This window comes from Filomicrobium sp. (genome assembly GCF_025698805.1).
Taxonomy (GTDB): Bacteria; Pseudomonadota; Alphaproteobacteria; order Rhizobiales; family Hyphomicrobiaceae; genus Filomicrobium; species Filomicrobium insigne.
Map to the genome: position 1 here is coordinate 84,546 of NZ_JAILWT010000003.1, position 20,175 is coordinate 104,720.

Below are 20,175 nucleotides of genomic sequence, written 5' to 3' on the forward strand. Positions count from 1 at the left end.
CCGTTAGCTCGCGCTGCCTTCGATCTGATTGATCGCTTGCGCGAGCATTTCGACCATCTGCTGCTGGATCTCTTCGTCGCTGACCGAAATTCCCTTCGCCTCGAAGTCTGCGCGAAGCTTTCGGATCACGTCGTCATCGCCCTTTTCCTCAAGGTCCGCACGCCGGACTTCCTTCTGATATTCGGCAACGGCGTCTCCCGTGAGGCCGAGCTTTTCGGCGGCCCAGGCGCCAATCAGATTATTGCGACGTGCTTCCGCTTTGAATTTAAGTTCTTGATCATGCGCGAATTTTTTCTCAAAGCCCTTTTGACGCTCATCGAATGTGGTCATGCTGTTTCTACCTGTGATTGCTGTTAACGAAAACTACTCGCGCTTTAATCGCTACCGCGATGTCGCACCCCTTGGCGGCGGACTTGGCCTGAATAACGTTCGAGTGTTGGCAAATCAATGACTTGCCTGTTGTCGATAACCGTTCCGCAAATCGCCTATTGTAAAGATTGTTTATGGGGGGGCATTCAGCTAGTGTCAGCCACCTGGACCAGACCGATCTGGACTCGCTGATGTTGCAGCGCCACATAGAGTGGCACGCAGCAAAATCCCGACATCAGACCGGTCTAGCGTTGCGGTCCCATTACAAAGAACACACTGAGACATGAGCTCCATCATACTTAAAGGACCAGGCATGAACAGGCGCCGTCGTATCTACGAAGGTAAGGCGAAGGTTCTGTACGAAGGACCCGAACCGGGAACGCTCATCCAGCATTTCAAGGATGACGCTACGGCCTTCAACAACAAAAAGCATGCCTTAATCGAGGGCAAAGGCGTCCTCAACAATCGTATCTCGGAAATGGTCTTTCAGAGGCTGGGCGAGATCGGAGTTCCGACGCATTTTATCCGCCGTCTCAACATGCGCGAGCAATTGATCCGCGAAGTCGAGATCATTCCGCTCGAAGTCGTTGTCCGCAACGTTGCGGCCGGCTCGCTGGCGACACGGCTGGGACTTGAGGAAGGCGCGCAACTTCCACGTTCCATTATCGAATTCTACTACAAGGCTGATTCCCTGAACGACCCGATGGTTTCGGAAGAACACATCACGGCGTTTGGATGGGCAGCGCCGCAGGAGATCGATGAGATCATGCAGCTCGCACTGCGGATCAACGACTTCCTGGTCGGTCTGTTCCTCGGAATCGGCATCCGTCTCGTAGACTTCAAAGTGGAATTCGGCCGTCTTTGGGAGAATGATCAGATGCGCATAGTTCTGGCTGACGAGATCAGCCCGGACTGCTGCCGTCTGTGGGACATCCAGACGTCGGACAAGCTCGACAAGGACCGTTTCCGTCGCGACCTCGGCGGTGTGCTTGAGGCGTATCAGGAAGTTGCCCGGAGGCTGGGCGTTCTCAATGAGAATCGGCCATCCGTGGGCGCAACGCCTGTGCTCGTTGCGTCCAACCCGACGGGCAAGCCGCATTAGGGTCTTTTGCTTTTCGTTGAAAAGCGGAAAGTCCCTAACTGTTCGTTTTGGCGTGCGTCGTGTCGGAAAATCAGTTTCCACTCTTCCGGAAGCACGCTACCAGTTGAGAGATCCCGAGGCGCTCAATATACGTTGGGCGCCTCGCCGCTTCATTTCGGCGCAGCCCCATTTTGTCGGCTCGCGGCTAAAGAGACGTCATGAAAGCACGCATCAAGATTACACTCAAAAACGGCGTTCTCGATCCGCAAGGCAAGGCGATTGAGCATGCATTGTCGTCCCTTGGATTTTCCGGCGTCAACGAAGTGCGTCAGGGAAAATATATCGAGGTCGATCTGGCGGATGGTGATGCGGCGAACGCGCGCGAGACCGTCGAGAAGATGTGCAAAGACCTGCTCGCCAATACGGTGATCGAAAACTACGACATCGAGATTGCCAGCTGAGGTGATTGCGGGGCGTTGTGTGCTTGCGCCTATAGGGCGAGAGTTCGCCGCTGGCGCTGATTTGCGGCCTAGGGAGACATAATCAAATGATCCGCTCCGCTGTTATCGTGTTCCCCGGTTCGAACTGCGATCGCGACGTGAAGGTCGCTCTTGAGGCGATCACGGGTTTTCCGGCGCGGATGGTGTGGCACGGCGAATCAGAAGTTCCTGCTTGTGATCTGATTGTTCTGCCTGGCGGATTTTCCTATGGCGACTATCTGCGCTGCGGTGCGATGGCTGCGCATTCGCCGATCATGCGCGATGTCGTGGCCAAAGCTAAGGCCGGAACCCCATTGCTTGGCATTTGTAACGGGTTTCAAATTCTGCTTGAGACCGGTCTGCTGCCGGGTGCGCTGATGCGGAATGCCTCGCTGCGTTTCATCTGCCGCGACGCCTTTTTGCGCTGTGAAACGAAGGATACGTTCTTCACCCGTTGCAACCGTGTGGGTGAGGTTCTGCGGATGCCGGTCGCGCACCATGACGGGAACTATTTCGCGGATGAAGATACGTTGGACCGTCTTGAGGAGGATGGTCGCGTGGTCTTCCGCTATTGCGATGCTGATGGAGCGGTTACGGAGGCTGCGAATCCCAATGGCTCACAACGTAACATCGCCGGCATAACAGACAGTACGGGACGAATTCTCGGGCTGATGCCGCACCCTGAACGCTTGTTCGAGCCCCAGCTTGGCGGAACCGACGGACGTCGGATTTTTGAAAGCGCTGTGGTCAGTATCGCTGAAGCAATGGTCGGCTGACGCCACGTTGCTGCGTTTCGATCGTTTATCTCTGAGACATAAAGCAAGAGAGGGCTGAAGCCCTCTCTCGGCCGCATCCCAACCCCTGCGTGTTTTTCGGCTGGGTTCTGCGGAACTGGTTAGATGCGCGGTGCGACGGCGACGTGGTCAAGCGGCGTTACCGTCATCTTCGCGGCGTTCGCGGTGCAATCGAAGCCGAGCGATTTACCGTTAGATGTATCGACACGGGCGGGACGGCCCGGGGCGACGGCGACAATCATGCGTGTTGCTGCGCCAGGAACGGTGTCTTCTGTGTAAGCCTCGGTAAGCATAAGGGTGAGGTGGCAAACACCATCACGATCCAGAAAATAGCTTACGGCGCGTTTGTTTCCCAAGTCGAAGCTCTGGCCGTGACCGGGCGTCAGCTCAATTGGGCGTACACCCTGGCCAGCCATGACCGTCGTCGCGGTAATGACGCAGACTGCAACAGTACTCAGTATGGTTTTAAACGGGGTCATCAGAGTTCTCCTCGCAAAGATCATCTCATCGTCAGCTCATGCGGCTAGCGTCGATGCCGGGCTTGCAAGACTTTGTGCCCAGTCGTTAGTGGCCAGCGTGGAGAAACACTTAGCGCTCTTCTCATTGGTGAGGCATGCTAATTTGTGCATTGCAGCAATACGCATGCTGCAGCGCGGTTCGGCCGCGCGGCAGAGCGCTTCACCCGCTCGGTGAAAAGGCACTACCCGAGTGGGTGAGGTCTCCACCGGATATTGTGCCGCATTAGTCGTTGAGGCTCTGGGATGTCGCGAGTTTGGCGTCTATAAGCGGGCCAGGCTACACCGGCGCTTGCCGTCCCCCGTCGCGAGAAGAAAACAGCAATGAATGATGCCACCGAAAGCACGGTTCCGTTCGAAGTGACTGATGAGCTTATTGCCGAGCACGGTTTAAAGCCGGATGAGTACACACGGCTGCTCGAGATCATGGGGCGCCAACCGTCGCTAACGGAGCTCGGCATTTTCTCCGTGATGTGGTCAGAGCACTGCTCCTATAAGTCTTCGCGGTTCTGGCTGAAGACGTTACCGACGTCGGGTGCCTGCGTGATTCAGGGGCCCGGCGAAAATGCCGGCATTGTCGATCTTGGCGAAGGCTGGGCGGCCGTCTTCAAGATGGAAAGCCACAATCACCCTTCGTACATCGAGCCTTATCAGGGTGCTGCGACAGGGGTCGGCGGTATTATGCGCGACGTGTTCACGATGGGTGCGCGCCCGGTTGCCAATCTTAATGCGCTCCGCTTTGGCGATCCCTCCCACCCCAAAACGCGCCACCTTGTTTCAGGCGTCGTGTCAGGCATCGGCGGATATGGCAATTGCGTGGGCGTGCCGACTGTCGGCGGTGAGGTGAACTTCGACGCGGGCTACAACAACAACATTCTCGTCAACGCCATGTGTGTCGGCTTAGCACGCACCGACAAGATCTTTTATTCGGCCGCCAAGGGCGTTGGGTTGCCTGTCGTATACGTCGGTTCCAAAACGGGCCGTGACGGCATTCACGGCGCGACGATGGCTTCGGCGGAGTTTGACGACAAGTCGGACGAAAAGCGCCCAACTGTACAGGTTGGCGATCCCTTCACAGAAAAGCTGCTCATCGAGGCTTGCCTCGAGCTGATGGCATCGGATGCCATCATCGCCATTCAGGATATGGGCGCTGCAGGTCTGACGTCGTCCACCGCGGAGATGGCAGACAAAGGCGGGGTCGGGATCGAACTCAATCTGGACCAGGTTCCGCAACGCGAAACCGGCATGACGGCCTACGAGATGATGCTGTCGGAGAGCCAAGAGCGGATGCTGATGATTCTGCGCCCGGGCTCCGAAGCCGCAGCGGAAGCCGTGTTTCGCAAATGGGATCTGGACTTTGCGGTGATCGGGCGCACGACCGACACAGGCCGGATGATCGTGACACACAAGGGGAAAGTAGAAGCCGATATCCCCGTTGCGACGCTCGCCAATTCGGCGCCGCTCTATGAGCGCCCTTGGGTGCCGCACGAGCCGGCAAAAGTTATCCTTCCACAATGGGTGCCACCGCCTGACGCTGGTATTTTGCCGTGCCTCAAGACGCTTATGGGTACCCCGGCGCTAGCCTCGCGTCGCTGGGTCTGGGAGCAGTACGATCACATGGTGATGGGCGACACTGTTCAGCGCCCGGGTGGTGACGCTGCGGTGGTGCGTGTGCACGGGACACAAAAGGGGATTGCGGCCTGTTGCGATGTTACGCCTCGATATGTGGCTGCGGACCCAGAGATGGGTGGCAAACAAGCGGTCGTAGAGACGTGGAGGAACCTGACAGCCGTCGGTGCGGATCCACTCGCAGTCACTGACAATCTTAATTTTGGCAACCCGGAGCGACCCGAAATTATGGGGCAGATCGTCGGTGCCATTAAGGGAATTGGGGAAGCTTGTCGGACGCTCGACTACCCGGTCGTGTCCGGGAACGTCTCCCTTTATAATGAAACAAATGGCGTTGGGATTCCGCCGACGCCGGCCATTGGCGGCGTGGGGCTCATTCCTGATGTCCAAAAAATGGCTTCCGTCGGTCTCAAGCGGGAAGGTGAGCTTCTCGTCCTGATCGGCGAAGAGAAGGGTTGGCTTGGCCAATCGCTCTACCAACAGCACGCTGCGGGAAAGCTCGAGGGCGCCCCGCCGCCGGTCGATCTAGCTGCTGAGCTCAAGGCGGGGCGGCTTGTGCGCGCGCTGATCCGTGAGCGCGTGTGCGATACCGTGCACGACTGCTCGGACGGTGGTTTGTTGGTTGCCGTAGCGGAAATGGCTCTGGCGGGTGACATGGGTGCAGAGCTTTTCGTTTATGAAGGCAAGCTACCGGGTCATAGCGTCTGGTTCGGTGAGGATCAGGGGCGCTATGTGGTTTCTGTTGCTCCGGCGGCGGCTGAAGAAGTTCTCGGCCGGGCGCGTCTGCTGGAGTTGCCAGCCCGGATCGTTGGGCGTACCGGAGGGGCGTCGTTGACGCTGGCGGGTGAGGCGTCATTGCCGCTCAGTGAGCTTCGCGTGGCACATGACTCCTGGCTTCCCAATTATATGGCTGGTGTTTAAGGCTTTTTACTTGGCTTGGCAGTGACGGTGGCTCGCTTTGCTCTAGCGACATCTCTATAATTTGAGGCCAAGGGGTGCTTTGCGCCCGTATGCTAATCAGCTAGAGGAGAAGCGGTACGATATGCCGATGACAGCCAATGAAATCGAGCATCTGATCAAGGAAGCGTTTCCCGACGCTGTCATCGAAATTCGGGATCTGGCGGGCGATGGCGATCACTTCGCTGCGCACGTCGTAACGTCAGCTTTTAAGGGCAAAAACCGCGTCCAGCAGCACCAGATGGTTTACAGCGCGTTGCAGGGACGAATGGGTGGCGTGTTGCACGCGCTGGCATTGACCACGGCGGTGCCCCAAGATTGACTTTAACTGAAGCGACACCCAAGTTCGATGCTGGCGGATTGTCGAGATCCTATCGGTGAATTACGCCGGTGCAGATTTTTAAGGAAGGGCGGAGATGAGTAGCCAAGACGTCAATGACTGGATCCGCAAGCAGATCGCGAATCACGACGTGGTCTTGTTTATGAAGGGGACGAAGCAGTTTCCGCAGTGCGGATTTTCGGGCCAAGTTGCGCAGATCCTGGGTTATCTGGGCGTTGATTATCAAGACATCAACGTTCTCGACGACATGAGTGTGCGTGATGGCGTCAAAGCCTTTTCCAATTGGCCGACGATCCCGCAGCTCTACATCAAAGGCGAGTTCCAGGGCGGTTGTGACATCGTCCGTGAGATGTTCCAGGACGGCTCACTGATGCAGGTGCTCGACGAAAAAGGCATCCTCTACGACAAGTCGAAATTGATGGCCTGATCGGCTGTCATCCGCCTCATATCTGCTCGTTATCTTGACCTCGGGGAGTGCAGTTGTCGCTATTTGCTCTCCCCGGACGTCGTTACCGTTGAATCGTCCTAATTTTATCCCTCAGCATGCTTTAATGGATGTGGTCGTTTCGACGGCCGCGTACAGTTGCGCGCATTTTCAGGATTGTGGGGAGGACGAACTCAGAGGATGTGGCTTGGAGGCCGGCGTTTTTTCCTAAGCTTGGCTATACTCGGTGCGAGCGTATGTCTTGCGCTCGGGATCACATTGCCGGTCATCCGACTTACCCAATACATGTTCTGGTCGACCCAGCACTCCTTGCTTTCGACTGTCGAGGTTCTGCTTGCTGATGGCCAGCTCTTCCTCGGGCTGACGGTGCTGGTCTTCTCGATTATCTTTCCCGTAGTGAAGCTCTTGTACTTGTTGCTCGTTTCGACGCTTCCACATGAGGAGATTCTCCGTCAGCGCTGGCGTTTGAGGGCTCTCGAATGGCTCGGCAAATGGTCAATGCATGACGTGCTCGTACTGGCGTTGATGATTTTCTTCATCAAGAGCCAGGGTGTTTACGACGCGACGAGCCTTAACGGCGTGTACTTTTTCACCGCTGCCATCGTTCTCATGATCCTAGCCTACGCGTGGCTTCCGGCCGTGGCCAAGGACAGGGCTTTGATCGCTGCGCGTGCTTCCGGCACCGTACTGCCTGACATGACGCCGGCGGGCGCTTCCAGCCGAAGCCAGCTTCCGCAGATTTCAACGCAGGAAAAACCGGTTCAGCGCCGAACTACGATGCGCAATTTCGTGCTGTCGTTTTTGATCATCCTGGCGACTGTGTTCTTCGCGCTCGGGGTGATCCTGCCCGTCATCCGCTTCACGACGGTCTATGTCTGGACCAACGAACATTCTCTCGCGACGATCATCTACGCACTCTATCGGAACGAGGAGTTTTTCCTTTGCGCCGTTTTGTTTGTCTTTTCGGTGCTCTTTCCGTTCCTGAAGCTGTTCTACCTGCTGACGCTCGTTACCTCTCCAGACCTCAGTCCCGAATTTCGCGACAAGTCGATTTCGACGATGGAATGGCTTGGGCGTTATTCCATGACCGACGTCATGGTACTGGCGTTGATGATCTTTTATGTGAACTCGTCGGGATATACGGAGGCGCGCGTTCTTCCGGGCGTCTATTTCTTTGCGGCCTCGGCGCTTATCACCATGCTCGCTTACGGCTGGGCCAGCACGACTGCACCCGTTCCTTCTCAGTCGGCGAGCAGCCGTGTGGATGTGGAACCCGACACCAATAGCACTCGCAGCCCGCAGCGGCGTCCTGCAGAGGTTCCTGAGCTTTAGTTTGGAGAGCGAATTGCCGGCGGAGCCGTTAACTTACTCCGCCAGCCAGAAGAAATATCAGTCTTCGCGATAGACGCGTTCACGACGTTCGTGACGCTCTTGCGCTTCGAGCGAGAGCGTCGCAATGGGCCGTGCGTCCAGACGCTTCAACCCGATCGGTTCGCCGGTCTCCTCGCAATAGCCATAGCTTCCGTCATCGATCCGGGCCAGGGCCGCGTCGATCTTGGAGACGAGCTTGCGCTGGCGATCGCGTGCGCGGAGTTCTAGCGCCCGGTCGGTTTCAGACGTTGCTCGGTCTGCAAGGTCAGCATGCTGCGTTGCATCCTCATACATGCCCGCCAGAGTCTCGCGCGTTTCGCGGATAATCTCCTCTTTCCAGTTTAGTAGTTTCCGCCGGAAATAGGCGCGCTGGCGATCGTTCATGAACGGCTCGTCGTCGCTTGGGCGATAGCCCTCTTCGAGCACTATCGACGACGCCGCAGCGCGCTGCGCGTCTTGGCCGCGCGGGGCATTCTCACTTGCCGTCTTAGTCGTGTCCCGCTTGCTCATCAAAGCCTCCAGGAGCAGATCGTTGACGTTCCTGTACCCATCAACAAGGGCTCCGTGCATGTTTTGTGCCCGGTATGTATGTGAACCTCTGTGACTGTCAAGAATTTGTAGATGGGGCAAGAAATATCGTTGAATTCTGGTGCAGCGCTACAATGCGAAGCGCGCACGCTCAAGGTATTTTTCTGCCCTCCCCCTCACATGCGGGTGATCCCTTGGTGGCATGTTCGCCTGCTGCGCTGGCGTTCTGAGTATTTCGCGGGGGTGGCGTTTTCTCCAATTGGGTCATAAAAGTGGAATTAACGAGGCTGGCAGCTCCGATAGTGGGAAACCGGCCCATATAAGGGATGACCATGAAATTCGAAGGTAGCTCGTCGTACGTCGCGACGGATGATCTGCGTATCGCTGTGGATGCCGCCATCATGTTAGAGCGGCCACTGCTCATCAAGGGTGAGCCGGGAACGGGAAAAACGGTTCTCGCACTTGAGGTTGCGAAGGCGCTCGGGCTGCCGATTATCGAATGGCACGTTAAATCCACGACAAAGGCGCAACAAGGCCTCTACGAGTATGATGCCGTCTCGCGGCTGCGTGATAGTCAGCTTGGAGAGTCGCGGGTTAATGACATCAAGAACTACATCCGCAAAGGCAAACTCTGGGAAGCGTTCGACAGTGAAGTGCGGCCCGTTCTGCTGATCGATGAGATCGATAAAGCAGATATCGAGTTCCCCAACGATCTTCTTCAGGAACTCGACCGGATGGAGTTTCACGTCTACGAAACGGGGGAAGTTGTGCGTGCCGCGCAACGCCCCATCGTCATCATTACCTCGAACAATGAGAAAGAGCTCCCCGACGCCTTTCTGCGGCGGTGCTTCTTTCATTTCATCAAATTTCCGGACCCGGACACGATGCGCGAAATCGTGGATGTCCATTTTCCCAATCTCAAACAACAGCTCGTTTCGGAGGCGCTCCGGGTATTTTACGAACTCCGTGATGTTCCAGGCGTGAAGAAAAAGCCGTCGACGTCAGAGCTCCTTGATTGGATTAAGTTGCTCTTGAACGAGGACATCGGTCCGGAAACGCTACGTGAAAGCGATCCACGCAAGCTCATTCCACCGCTTCACGGGGCCCTGCTCAAGAACGAGCAGGATGTTCATCTGTTCGAACGGTTGGCGTTCATGGCGCGGCGCAAGGGCGAAGCTTAAGGCGTTTGTCTGCCCCTGGACTACATCTTAAACATACGCACAAGCGCGCTCATCCTACGTTCAGGATCAGCGTGATATTTCTTTGCCATCACAAGTTCTTGAGAGCCAAAGGAGCTCAATACTCGGATGGCGGGAGAAATTATCCGTAACAGCATCATTCTGATTGTCGGCTTAATCGTGATTGGAGCCGGGATCCTCGTGTTACTGCCAGCTTGAAGGTCGAACGTGCGTTGCAGTGCATATCCGTCGCTGGATCTTGCACTGCGTCACGACATTAGCGACTTATGGGGAGGTATGAGCGAGGCCTTCTATTGAGACTCCCCCAAATTTCCCGAGACACCCGTTTCACGCTAGAGCACGCCGGTGCGTATGTTGGCGACTTGATCACGCCCACTCTGCGGTTGGGTGTGACCGGGCTTTCGCGTGCCGGTAAGACCGTTTTCATCACGGCCCTCGTCAAATGTCTCTGTGAGGGTGGTGCCAATCCACCTTTCGCTCGGCTCTCCGGTATCGAAGGATTGCGCGCCTATCTTGAGCCGCAACCGGACGACGATGTCCCGCGCTTCCAGTATGAGGATCACCTCAATGCGCTTCAGAGTGAACCGCCTCATTGGCCGCAAAGTACGCGCCGTATCAGTGAACTGCGGCTTACGTTGGAGTGGCCTTCGCGCGGCGGTCTATTCGAGTTTCTCGGACTTTCTCAACGGTTGCATATCGACATCGTCGATTATCCGGGTGAATGGCTGATTGATCTGGCGCTGCTGGACCAATCCTATCAAGAGTGGTCCCAACACGCGCTTTATACGGTTCAGCGGCCGGTCTTTTCCGCCTTGGCCAAGCCGTTTTTGGAATTTCTGTCGACCGTTGATCCGGAAGGCGTCGCGGATGAGCAAGTGGCGATCCGAGGCGCGGAACTTTACACTCAATTTCTTCAGTCGGCGCGCAATTCAGGCACGCCCTATGCGGGACTTGGCCCTGGTCGTTTTCTTTTGCCGGGGGATCTTGAGGGGTCGCCACAGCTCACGTTCTTTCCCACGAAGACGGAAGGCGGCGCGGTTGAGTCTGAAAGCCTGCTGGCGCTACTCGAAAGGCGTTTTGCCAGCTATCGCAAGAATATCGTCAAACCGTTTTTTGAAGCACACTTCAGCCGGATCGACCGTCAGATCGTCCTTGTCGATGTGCTCAGTGCTTTAAACGGGGGGGCAGAAGGGTTACGCGCCCTCGAAGACGGCCTTGAAGGCGTTATGCGTGCCATACGTCCGCGTTCGGAGAGTTGGCTGGCCTATATCCTGGGGCGACGTATTGATCGCATCGCCTTCGCCGCAACAAAAGCCGATCACGTGCACCGCAACGCTCATAGGCAATTGGAAGATATTCTTTCCAACTCGGTCTCTCGGGCTGCAAAGCGCGCGGAAGCAGCGGGAAGTGCTTTCCAGTGTATTGCTTTGGCCGCTCTGCAGGCGACAACCGATGTTCATAAGGACATTCAAGGGGAGCACCTTTTTGGAGTGCGTGGGATACCGGAAGCTGGCGAGCGGATTGGTGTCAGAACGTTCGATGGTTCACGCGGCGCCGTCGTATTTCCCGGTGACCTCCCGGAAGATGCGCTTGACGCTTTTGATGAGGATCGGGCCCGCCCGGAACATTTCGGGTTCGTAAAATTCAGGCCGCCGACGCTTGAGCGTCGGGAAGCCGGAGCCCAGGTAAACGCCTGGCCACACATTGGGCTAGATAAGGCTTTTGCGTTCTTGTTCGAGGATCATTTGCCATGACCGGTGGTGCACGCGGAGGACGAAAGCCACAAGCCTTCGACCCCGACGATCCCGATTTCATCGTTACAGAAGAGATTCCGCAAAGGCAAAGCGATGCCGGCGGGGCGCCTTCAGATGCGACAAACACGGATGCCGGTGACACCAGCGTTTCTTCACTTCGGACGACGACGCGTAGGGGCCTTGGCTGGGGAACCTTGTTGCTGGGCTCGCTTGTGAGCCTCGGACTTCTCGCCGCCACGCTTTGGGTAACGGACTTTGTCACCGCCACCCTGGCGAGAGACGATTGGGTTGGCTGGCTCGCGCTTGGACTTGCGTCTTTGGCTGCGCTAGCGGCAACAGCACTCATTCTTAAAGAGCTCATTGGATTTTTCCGCATGGCGCGTCTGGCGCGATTGCGCCGCGATGCGGAAACGGCTTTGCGTACGCGCGACGCGGCGATGGAGCGACGCGTTGTCCAAAGCCTGAAGACCCACGTGGCGCGGTCGCGAGACGGCCGCTGGGATGTTCGGCGGTTTCGCGAAGAAGAACGTCACATGCGGGCACCGGGAGCCTTGCTTGGCTTAGGGGAGCGGGTTCTTCTCGCTCGGCCAGACGCTCAAGCCCGCCGGCTTGTGTATGAATCCGCGCGCCGCGTCGGGGCTTCAACGGCTCTTGTTCCGATCGGGTTTATCGTTGTGGGGTTCGTACTTTTTGAAAATCTTCGCATGGTGCGGCGGCTGGCGGGCGCTTACGGGGGGCGTCCAGGGTTTTTCGGGGGCCTGCGTTTGTTTGGCTGGATTATCGGGCATATGGCGGCGACGGGCGTGATCGCCTTGACCGATGACCTTTGGGGGCAAGTGCTCGGGCAGGATATGCTGCGCCGGATATCTCGGAAATTAGGGGAAGGCGCCTTTAATGGCGCCATGACAGCACGGCTTGGGGTTGCGGCGATTTCAGTCTGTCGGCCGGTTCCCTTTACCGAAACCAAGCCGCCGCGGGCTCGTCATATTTTTTATGAGGCTTTTCCAGAGCTACGACCGGCCTTCGGCGCAAAGGGCACATCCAAAAACCGCGACAGTCAGGGGGAAGACTAAACTTTTGGTCGCCGTGGCCTGATTTTCCCAAATGGTACACCCTCACGACAAGCGTGACTTGTGTGCAACTGAGGCGAATCATTCAGGCTTACAAATAGTAGGCGCCTATTTCCTCATTGTCATTATTCTGCATAAGTCGTGGGCGAGCGGTGATTGTGTTGGGAGGAAGCCTCACATCGCTTTGGGACCTTGGGTTGCGTTGCATCGCGTGCTCCGCGCTTAAGAGTAGAGTAGACGGGAGAAGGTAAATGCATAAGTTTAGCTTAGGCGCGCTGGTCGCAGCCGGCCTTCTGGCAGGCGGCCTGACATCCGGCAGCGCATCCGCGGCAGATCTTGGGGGAGACTGCTGTGCAGACCTCGAAGAGCGTGTTGCAGAACTCGAAGCGACCACGGCCCGCAAGGGTAACCGCAAGGTGTCGCTCACAGTCTCCGGCTGGGTCGGGCAGCAGGTGATGTTCTGGGACGACGGTGTAGAATCCAACACCTACGTAACAGACCTGGGCACCACGCTGGGTTCTCATTTCAAGTTCACTGGCCAAGCACAAATTTCGTCAGAGTGGAGCGCCGGTTACGTGCTGCACATCGAAGCGATTTCGAATGACAGCTTGGGTGTCAGCCAGGACGTTCCCAACACGGGAGGCTCGGTTCTCGGCAACAGCGCGCAGCTTCTTCAGTCCTACTGGTTCTTGAAGAGTGAGCGTCTGGGTAAGCTGTCTGTCGGTCAGCAATCTCAGGCCTCTGACAACGCGGCGATCCTCGTGGACGGTTCGGGCTCACTGGTTCCGGCGAACTGGGTGGCGTTCGACGTCAACAGCTTCTTCGTCCGTGACACTGCCGGCAATCTCACCAATGTTACCTGGGGCAATGGCGGATTTACTTGCGGCGGCATGGGTGGCGCTTGGGGCGACTGTAACGGTCTGACGACGAATTCTGTTCGTTACGACACGCCTATCTTCGGTGGCTTCTCAGCATCCGCCTCTTGGGGTGAAGATGACTTCTGGGATGTCGCGGTGCGTTATGCTGGTGAATTCAGCGGTATCAAGCTTGCTGCTACGGCTGCCTATAACGAAGTTACCGATGCCGGTATGGGAGCACTCGACAATGAGACGTTGAGATACTTCCAGGCTGGCCTGTATCTTCAGCACATGCCTACAGGTCTCTTCGCACTTGGTAACTACGGTTACCTGGACTCCAATAGCTTCACTGGCGATGCTGAAACTTGGTATGTTAAGGCTGGTTGGCGCACACGCTTCAACTCTTTGGGTCACACGATTTTCTACGGCGAATATCTGAACAACGAAGGTTCAGGTAGCTTCGTCAACTTCGATCCACTTGGTGATGGCTCCGCGTTCGCTTCCTCGTCTGAACTTGATGTCTGGGGGCTGGGCGTTGTGCAGGAAATCGATGCTGCTGCCATGTCGCTGTGGGTCAAGTATCGCAACCTTGAGTATGATGATAACTCTGGTGTCGATTACGACGACTTCCACTACGTCGGCGCCGGAGCTCTGATCTCCTTCTAATCAGAGCGCAAACCACCAGAAGCGAATAACGTTGAAGCGGTTCTCAGATTTTGGGGACCGCTTCTTTCTATTTTAGAGCGCGGTGATTGTTTTATGGCGCGGGCTCACGGTTTCCCGATGCAAGCTCGATTGTCACGCTGCTCGAAACGTGAGCGATCCATACGATCCTTATGTTCGGCGTCGGAGTTGTGCAGTTCCATTTCTTTATTCGAAGCGAGATCCGTCATAGCGCTGCGCTATTCGCATGTGCGCGCAGTGCTTTCTGTCGTAAGAGACACTCTCGTTAGCTGGCCTGCATGACGTCCTTGTTTCCGTGCTCACATGCCGAGGTGTGCATTTGTGCATCACTTTTCGGCTTTTCAGGACGTTCAAGCACCTTCTGCGGCATACGCCATGCTCATATTTTGCACAGCAGTACGCATTTATTACCCAACTCTTAACCGATTTGAGTCTGTCGCTGATGTTGCTGGTTGGTTTTCTCTTTTTCCTTCGGCGCCAACGCGTTGCGTGATTTTCGTTTGAAGCGAGTGGTGAAACCCCTCAAACGTTATGTTGCTGCCTTGCCACTATTTCATCCACCGGCGATTTAATTCACCACTCATTGTTTGTGGCGGGAATGAGAATCAACCAACCTCCGGGCAAGCGGTATTGCCATCTTTAGATTGATTTGGATGCCGCGTTACGAGAGCGCGGCATAGTTTTGCGTTTGTGTATTCGGCGTCCGCCATCTTGAAGCCAACGCTGACTAGGAGACGGTCAATGAATAAATTTAGTCTGAGCGCCCTGGTGGCCGCCGGCCTGTTAATAGGCTGGCTGACGCCGAGCGCGTCGGCTGCAGACCTTGGGGGAGACTGCTGCGCCGATCTTGAGGAGCGCATTGCTGAACTCGAGGCCACGACAGCCCGTAAAGGCAACCGCAAGGTGTCCCTTACGATTTCCGGCTGGGTCGGACAGCAGGTGATGTTCTGGGACGACGGTTTGGAATCCAACACTTACGTCCACGACCTCGGCACCACGCTGGGTTCGCACTTTAAGTTCACTGGCGGCGCTCAGATCAACTCTGAGTGGAGCGCTGGTTATGTGCTGCACATCGAAGCGATTTCCAGCGACAGTTTGACGATCAGCCAAAATGTCGACAACGGCCCTGCTGCTCTGACTGGCCGTCCGCAGGATGCTCAGGTTCTTCAGTCCTACTGGTTCTTGAAGAGCGAACGGCTCGGTAAATTGGGCGTCGGTCTTCAATCTCAGGCGACCGACAACCTCGCAATTCTGGTTGACGGCTCCGGTTCGCTGGTTCCAGCCAACTGGGTGGCCTTCGACGTCAACAGCTTCTTCATCCGTGACGGTGCCGGTAATCTTACTGACGTTACGTGGGGTGCTGCTGGGCCCTGCGCCGGCATGGGTGGTGCCTGGGGTGACTGTAACGGTATTCCCCGGAACGTCGTTCGCTACGATACGCCGACCTTCGCCGGCTTCTCGGCTTCGGCATCGTGGGGCGAAGATGACATGTGGGATGTCGCTGCGCGTTACGCGGGCGAGCATGGTCGCCTTAAGTTGGCTGCCGCCATCGGCTACAACGAAACGACCGACATGGATATGGGCGCTCTCAACAACGAGACGACGCGTTACTTCCAGGCAGGTCTCTACGTTCAAGACATCTCTTCTGGCCTGTTCGTGCTGGGTAACTACGGATACCTGGACTCGAGTGAATTCAGCGGAGATTCACAGACTTGGTACGTCAAGGCCGGTCTGCGTCGGAAATGGCACGCACTTGGCCACACCGTGCTTTATGGCGAATACCTGAACAACGAAGCAGATGGTACACGCTTCGTAGCTGACCCCGGCGTAGCTGGTTTCGGTATCCCGTCTGACTCCGGTCTCGACGTCTGGGGCCTGGGTGTCGTGCAGGAAATCGATGCTGCCGCAATGTCGATGTGGATCAAGTATCGCAACCTCGAGTATGATGATAACTCGGGCGTTTCCTATGACGACTTCCACTACGTTGGCGCGGGTGCTCTGATCAACTTCTGATCTTAGACACGCACAAGCACTTAAACGAGAAGCCGCTCATTTGAGCGGCTTCTTTGTTTTGTGATAGGGGTCGATACCCTGTATTCTTGATGCGTTCTCAGTTTTGTATGGCAAGGTGCGATAGCTCGTGTTCGTAGACTTCTTCCATCAACTCAAGGCCGCAAAGGTCCCGGTCACTTTGCGTGAGTACCTCACTCTGATGGAGGGTCTTGCTGCGGATATCGCCGGTCGGCGGGTGGAGGATTTCTATTATTTGGCGAGAGCAACTCTCGTGAAAGACGAGCGCCATCTCGATCGCTTTGATCAGGTTTTCGGACAGACCTTCAAAGGCTTGGAAACCTTATCTGATGGCGTGGCGGAAGTTGAGATCCCCGAAGAGTGGTTGCGCTCTCAAGCCGAACGCTACTTCTCCGAAGAGGAGAAGGCGCAGATCGAAGCTCTCGGCGGCTGGGAAAAGATTATGGAGGAGCTCCGTAAGCGTCTCGCCGAACAAAAAAGGCGTCACTCCGGCGGGTCAAAGTGGATCGGCACCGGGGGAAAATCACCGTTCGGCGCGGATGGCTACAACCCCGCCGGCGTGCGGATCGGTCAGAAGGGCAACAGGAATTTTCGCGCCGTCAAAGTCTGGGACAAGCGCGAGTTTCGCGATTTCGATGACACGCGGGAACTTGGGACCCGGAACATCAAGGTGGCGCTCAGGAAGTTGCGCCAGTTTGCTCGAGCGGGCGCTGCGGAAGAACTCGATCTTGAAAGCACGATCCGCCACAGCGCCGATAAGGGCTATATCGATGTTCGGTTGCGCCCGGAGCGCCGCAACGCAATCAAGGTACTGATGCTCTTTGACGTCGGCGGGTCTATGGACTGGCACGTCCAAGGCGCTGAGGAACTGTTTTCAGCCGCCCGGAGCGAGTTCAAACATCTTGAGTACTACTACTTCCACAATTGTCCTTACGAGTTTGTTTGGCGGGACAACGAACGTCGTTGGACGGAGCGCACACCAACGTGGGACGTGCTTCATACTTACCCTTCTGACTACAAAGTGATCTTCGTCGGAGATGCCTCGATGAGCCCGTACGAGGTCAGTATCGCCGGCGGCTCTGTTGAGCATATGAACCCGGAAGCTGGCGCCGTCTGGCTTCAACGTGTCCGGGATACCTTTCCCAGCTGTGTTTGGCTCAACCCTGTAAGCGAAGATGTTTGGGATTGGACGCCGTCCATCAAAATGGTCCGGCAGCTAATGGGGGGACACATGTATCCCCTTAATCTGGATGGCTTGGAACGGGCTATCCGCGAGTTGATGCGGTGACCGTGTCGCAACTTTAAGTAACGAAAAGTTACTTCTCAGCCCTCTGAAATGGCGATTCTGGGGAAGGTTCGTGGCTTGTTCGCCCATACTCATTGACGCCTTCAAGGAGCTAGGGCAAACCTTTGCGATGCCTAAAATTCTCGGAGGACCTCCCATGTCTGCTCGGTTGGTGATGAGCGCATTTCTCGTGCTCGGGCTTGCAGCCTGTTCCTCCGCAGGTGGCGTGACCACGGGCTCACTGATTGGTGGCGATGATCAGAAAGCCGCAGCGGCAGCGCCCCAAGTCAGCAATGACCCAACAGCACGCGCACTGCAGGTAGGGAGCCTGTCAGCCCGGGCGTCCAAATGCGGTTATAACTTTGATGCTGCTGCCTTGAAGTCGAATTACCTCGCGTATGAAGCCGCACAGGGCGTTCAAGTCACGGATCTTGGCCGGCTCGAGGTGATCTACGAGACGGGTTACAACGGCGTCGGGAAAGCCGCGGCAGCTGATCCCAATTACTGCAATGCCACCCGGACGGCGCAGATCAAGACGGATCTCGCACGGCATCTCGCGGGAGATTATTCTGCACCGCCTCAACAGGTTGCAAAGGCCGAGGAGCAGGGTTTTCTGGGCGGGTTCTTTGACGGCGATACCGTCGATAGCGGCCCATCATTTGGCTCTGAGAGCTGGTGGGAGAGCCAGCGCGACAAGCTTCCCTGATTGCATTGCTATTTGCTGGCGCGCATCTCGCTCGGCTCTACTCTTAGCGAACCCGTCGAATTGGGCGCGAGGGACTTTTGCAGCAATTACTGTGGCTGGAAACTCTGCTGAAGGCGACGGGCGGGGCTGTGTTGCTGCTGTTGCCGCTGACGGCCTGTCGCATACTGGGACTTCCTAAGCCTCAAACGGGTTTTTGGCCGCGCCTTCTCGGCGCGCTGCTTCTTGGTGTTGCTGCAGCATCGTACGCCGAGGGTGTTGGCTGGCGTGGCATCGGGCCTACGGGCTTAATCCTTATTAACTTCATCTCGGCTAGCGCGATCTTCGCGCTCTTGGTCCTCCAACGCGCGGCAGAGACTGCCCGTGGCCGGCTGGTGCTGAGCGTACTCGCCGGGTTGCTTGTGCTGCTGAGCCTCTTGGAAATCGCTCATATCTAGCGCACCCCAGCGGCTGCACGGCGTTTCCTTTCCGGGTTGTGTGTACGCGTGACGCGACGGCATGAAGTTTGCCGGGTTCATGGGCAGATGTTCCAAAGTGATACGGACAGCCCCCATGTACGCCTTCGCTTCCGCAGACAGCTTTTTCGGCTCCTCTAATTTCGATCGCGCCGATAGCCCGATCTTTACGCGAACTTGTGAAAGTTGCCGTAATCTGCAGAACGGCTCCTGCCTCGGGTCGAGGTGCCACAATCGCAAAGGACAGCGCAAAGGCGCACCACAGTATGAGGCAAGTCTCTTGCTCGAACTTGTTACGGACCGCGCCGAATTTGATGCGCTGGCTGAGGAATGGGCGGAGCTCTATGACCGCTCCGGGGCCTTCAGCAATCCGTTTCTTTCTTTTGGCTGGTGTTGGAACTGGTGCAATCACTTCCTTGGTGAAGGCTCCGGCACGGAGCTGTGCATCCTGACGGGACGTCGGTTCGGACGGCTTGTGATGGTCTGGCCCATGGTGCGCCAGCGTGTTTTCGGAATGACCAATCTGACCTGGCTCGGAGCGCCCGTATCTCAGTATGGCGATGTGCTCGCCGAGAAGTCTTCCGATGATCTCGAATTGCTGGAGATGGGCTGGGACTATCTGCGCCGTGAAGTGAGCGCGGATTTCATCTCGCTTGGACGGGTGCGCGACGACGGCACCATCACGCCGCTTCTAAAGAAGCTCGGTGTACAGGTTACGCGACAGGATTCGGCGCCTTACGTCGATCTGGCGAGCGCGGACAGCTTTGATGCTTACGCGGAACGTTATTCGTCCCGTCATCGGAAAAAGCGCCGGCGCTCGCTGCGGCAGCTGGAAGAGAAAGGCGTTGTCAATCACGCGTTTCATTACGACGGCGCCGAGGCGCGCGTGCTGACGGAGCGCATCATTGAGATGAAGCATCGTTGGCTCAAGGAAAAAGGCATCGTTTCGAGCGGGCTGTCAGATCAGCGGACGACAGCGTTCTTCGCCGACGTTGCCGAAGGGGTTGGCGGGTATTCTACGGGTTGCCGTGTCATCGCGCTTACCTGTGGCGACGAGCTCGTTGCGGGAGAGATTTCCTTCGCGAGCAAAGACAACGTTAGCGGCCATATCGTTGTGTTCAACAGCGACTACGACAAGCAAAGCCCTGGGCTGCTGATGACGGAAGATAATCTGCGGCTCTGCAAAGAGTTTGGCTATGAGCGTTATGACTTCATGGGCCCCTGCGAGCAGCACAAGCTGGACTGGGCCGATGGTGTGGTTGACATGAACGACTATGCGAAGGCTTCAAGTCTTCGCGGCTATCTCTGGGTCAATGGATATCTCGGCTGGGGCCGCCCGCGCCTCAAGAAGCTCGTGAACTCAATTCCACCGGGCGTTCGAGCCCGGGTCGCAAAGCTGCATCCGGCGCTTGCTCGGTTCGCTTAAGGGATCGCCCAATATTCCGCAAACGTCGGTGTCCGTAACACGGCATTACCCGCCCAATGCGTTGTTACGTCCAGCAACGATTAGGCGTTCTTACTCTGTATCTAATTGACGTTGTTAGCCATACCTGCCGCTAGCCCGTGCTCGCGTTGCGCATGCCGCCTATGGTTGCGGCGCGAAGACCCATCATTTCTAGTGGCCTGGCA

Annotated in this window: 19 protein-coding genes; 16 read left to right on the forward strand and 3 right to left on the reverse strand. The window is 56.6% G+C overall.

The genetic code is table 11. From position 1 onward, the window contains the following. Positions 1-3: 3 nt before the first annotated feature. Entirely contained in the window at positions 4-330 is a 327-nt protein-coding gene (locus K5845_RS07830; protein WP_046478660.1) for a DUF1476 domain-containing protein, read from the reverse strand. A 352-nt stretch (positions 331-682) separates the two neighbouring features. Between K5845_RS07830 and purC the strand changes: the two genes are divergently transcribed. From purC to purQ, 3 genes are all read left to right on the forward strand, one after another. After that, positions 683-1,471, forward strand: coding sequence for a phosphoribosylaminoimidazolesuccinocarboxamide synthase (gene purC / locus K5845_RS07835; RefSeq protein WP_046478663.1), 789 nt, complete (start codon positions 683-685; stop codon positions 1,469-1,471). Positions 1,472-1,668: 197 nt separating this feature from the next. Next, complete coding sequence (gene purS / locus K5845_RS07840) at positions 1,669-1,911, forward strand: phosphoribosylformylglycinamidine synthase subunit PurS (protein ID WP_046478666.1); 243 nt, start codon at positions 1,669-1,671, stop codon at positions 1,909-1,911. Positions 1,912-1,997: 86 nt separating this feature from the next. Next, positions 1,998-2,705 carry a phosphoribosylformylglycinamidine synthase subunit PurQ gene (gene purQ, locus K5845_RS07845; RefSeq protein ID WP_082101145.1) on the forward strand — a complete coding sequence of 236 codons (708 nt, stop codon included), beginning with the start codon at positions 1,998-2,000 and terminating at the stop codon, positions 2,703-2,705. Positions 2,706-2,824: 119 nt separating this feature from the next. On the opposite strand, the gene K5845_RS07850 is transcribed toward purQ, so the two are convergent. After that, the gene (locus K5845_RS07850) at positions 2,825-3,202 is read right to left on the reverse strand and encodes a hypothetical protein (protein WP_090229274.1); all 378 of its coding nucleotides are present in this window, start codon (positions 3,200-3,202) and stop codon (positions 2,825-2,827) included. A gap of 360 nt (positions 3,203-3,562) precedes the next feature. Between K5845_RS07850 and purL the strand changes: the two genes are divergently transcribed. The 4 genes from purL to K5845_RS07870 all read left to right on the forward strand — a co-directional run bounded on the left by purL (position 3,563) and on the right by K5845_RS07870 (position 7,941). Next, a complete protein-coding gene (purL, locus tag K5845_RS07855) occupies positions 3,563-5,788 on the forward strand; it encodes a phosphoribosylformylglycinamidine synthase subunit PurL (protein WP_046478667.1) in 2,226 nt (741 codons plus the stop codon). A gap of 121 nt (positions 5,789-5,909) precedes the next feature. Further along, on the forward strand, positions 5,910-6,146 hold the full coding sequence (locus K5845_RS07860) for a BolA/IbaG family iron-sulfur metabolism protein (RefSeq protein WP_046478670.1): 237 nt from the start codon (positions 5,910-5,912) through the stop codon (positions 6,144-6,146). A 94-nt stretch (positions 6,147-6,240) separates the two neighbouring features. Further along, a complete protein-coding gene (grxD, locus tag K5845_RS07865) occupies positions 6,241-6,591 on the forward strand; it encodes a Grx4 family monothiol glutaredoxin (RefSeq protein ID WP_046478671.1) in 351 nt (116 codons plus the stop codon). A gap of 231 nt (positions 6,592-6,822) precedes the next feature. Then, a complete protein-coding gene (locus tag K5845_RS07870; protein WP_287958739.1) occupies positions 6,823-7,941 on the forward strand; it encodes a paraquat-inducible protein A in 1,119 nt (372 codons plus the stop codon). Between the two features lie 57 nt (positions 7,942-7,998). Here the strand turns inward: K5845_RS07870 and dksA are convergent, their stop codons facing one another. Continuing rightward, the gene (dksA, locus tag K5845_RS07875; RefSeq protein WP_046480480.1) at positions 7,999-8,364 is read right to left on the reverse strand and encodes an RNA polymerase-binding protein DksA; all 366 of its coding nucleotides are present in this window, start codon (positions 8,362-8,364) and stop codon (positions 7,999-8,001) included. A 476-nt stretch (positions 8,365-8,840) separates the two neighbouring features. Between dksA and K5845_RS07880 the strand changes: the two genes are divergently transcribed. The 9 genes from K5845_RS07880 to K5845_RS07920 all read left to right on the forward strand — a co-directional run bounded on the left by K5845_RS07880 (position 8,841) and on the right by K5845_RS07920 (position 19,972). Continuing rightward, a complete protein-coding gene (locus tag K5845_RS07880) occupies positions 8,841-9,689 on the forward strand; it encodes an AAA family ATPase (protein ID WP_287958740.1) in 849 nt (282 codons plus the stop codon). Between the two features lie 311 nt (positions 9,690-10,000). Next, the gene (locus K5845_RS07885; protein ID WP_287958741.1) at positions 10,001-11,461 is read left to right on the forward strand and encodes a YcjX family GTP-binding protein; all 1,461 of its coding nucleotides are present in this window, start codon (positions 10,001-10,003) and stop codon (positions 11,459-11,461) included. Further along, positions 11,458-12,534: a TIGR01620 family protein gene (locus K5845_RS07890; RefSeq protein WP_287958742.1), complete on the forward strand. Its 1,077-nt coding sequence runs from the start codon at positions 11,458-11,460 to the stop codon at positions 12,532-12,534. Before K5845_RS07885 ends, K5845_RS07890 begins: the two co-directional genes overlap by 4 nt. A 248-nt stretch (positions 12,535-12,782) precedes the next feature. Beyond that, entirely contained in the window at positions 12,783-14,054 is a 1,272-nt protein-coding gene (locus tag K5845_RS07895; protein ID WP_287958743.1) for a porin, read from the forward strand. A gap of 759 nt (positions 14,055-14,813) precedes the next feature. Then, on the forward strand, positions 14,814-16,085 hold the full coding sequence (locus tag K5845_RS07900; RefSeq protein ID WP_090229265.1) for a porin: 1,272 nt from the start codon (positions 14,814-14,816) through the stop codon (positions 16,083-16,085). A 127-nt stretch (positions 16,086-16,212) separates the two neighbouring features. Next, positions 16,213-17,391, forward strand: coding sequence for a vWA domain-containing protein (locus tag K5845_RS07905; protein WP_287958744.1), 1,179 nt, complete (start codon positions 16,213-16,215; stop codon positions 17,389-17,391). A gap of 154 nt (positions 17,392-17,545) precedes the next feature. Further along, on the forward strand, positions 17,546-18,094 hold the full coding sequence (locus K5845_RS07910) for a hypothetical protein (RefSeq protein ID WP_090229260.1): 549 nt from the start codon (positions 17,546-17,548) through the stop codon (positions 18,092-18,094). A gap of 77 nt (positions 18,095-18,171) precedes the next feature. Continuing rightward, positions 18,172-18,528: a hypothetical protein gene (locus tag K5845_RS07915; RefSeq protein WP_046478686.1), complete on the forward strand. Its 357-nt coding sequence runs from the start codon at positions 18,172-18,174 to the stop codon at positions 18,526-18,528. A gap of 298 nt (positions 18,529-18,826) precedes the next feature. Continuing rightward, positions 18,827-19,972: a GNAT family N-acetyltransferase gene (locus K5845_RS07920; protein ID WP_287958745.1), complete on the forward strand. Its 1,146-nt coding sequence runs from the start codon at positions 18,827-18,829 to the stop codon at positions 19,970-19,972. The last annotated feature ends 203 nt before the right edge of the window (positions 19,973-20,175 follow it).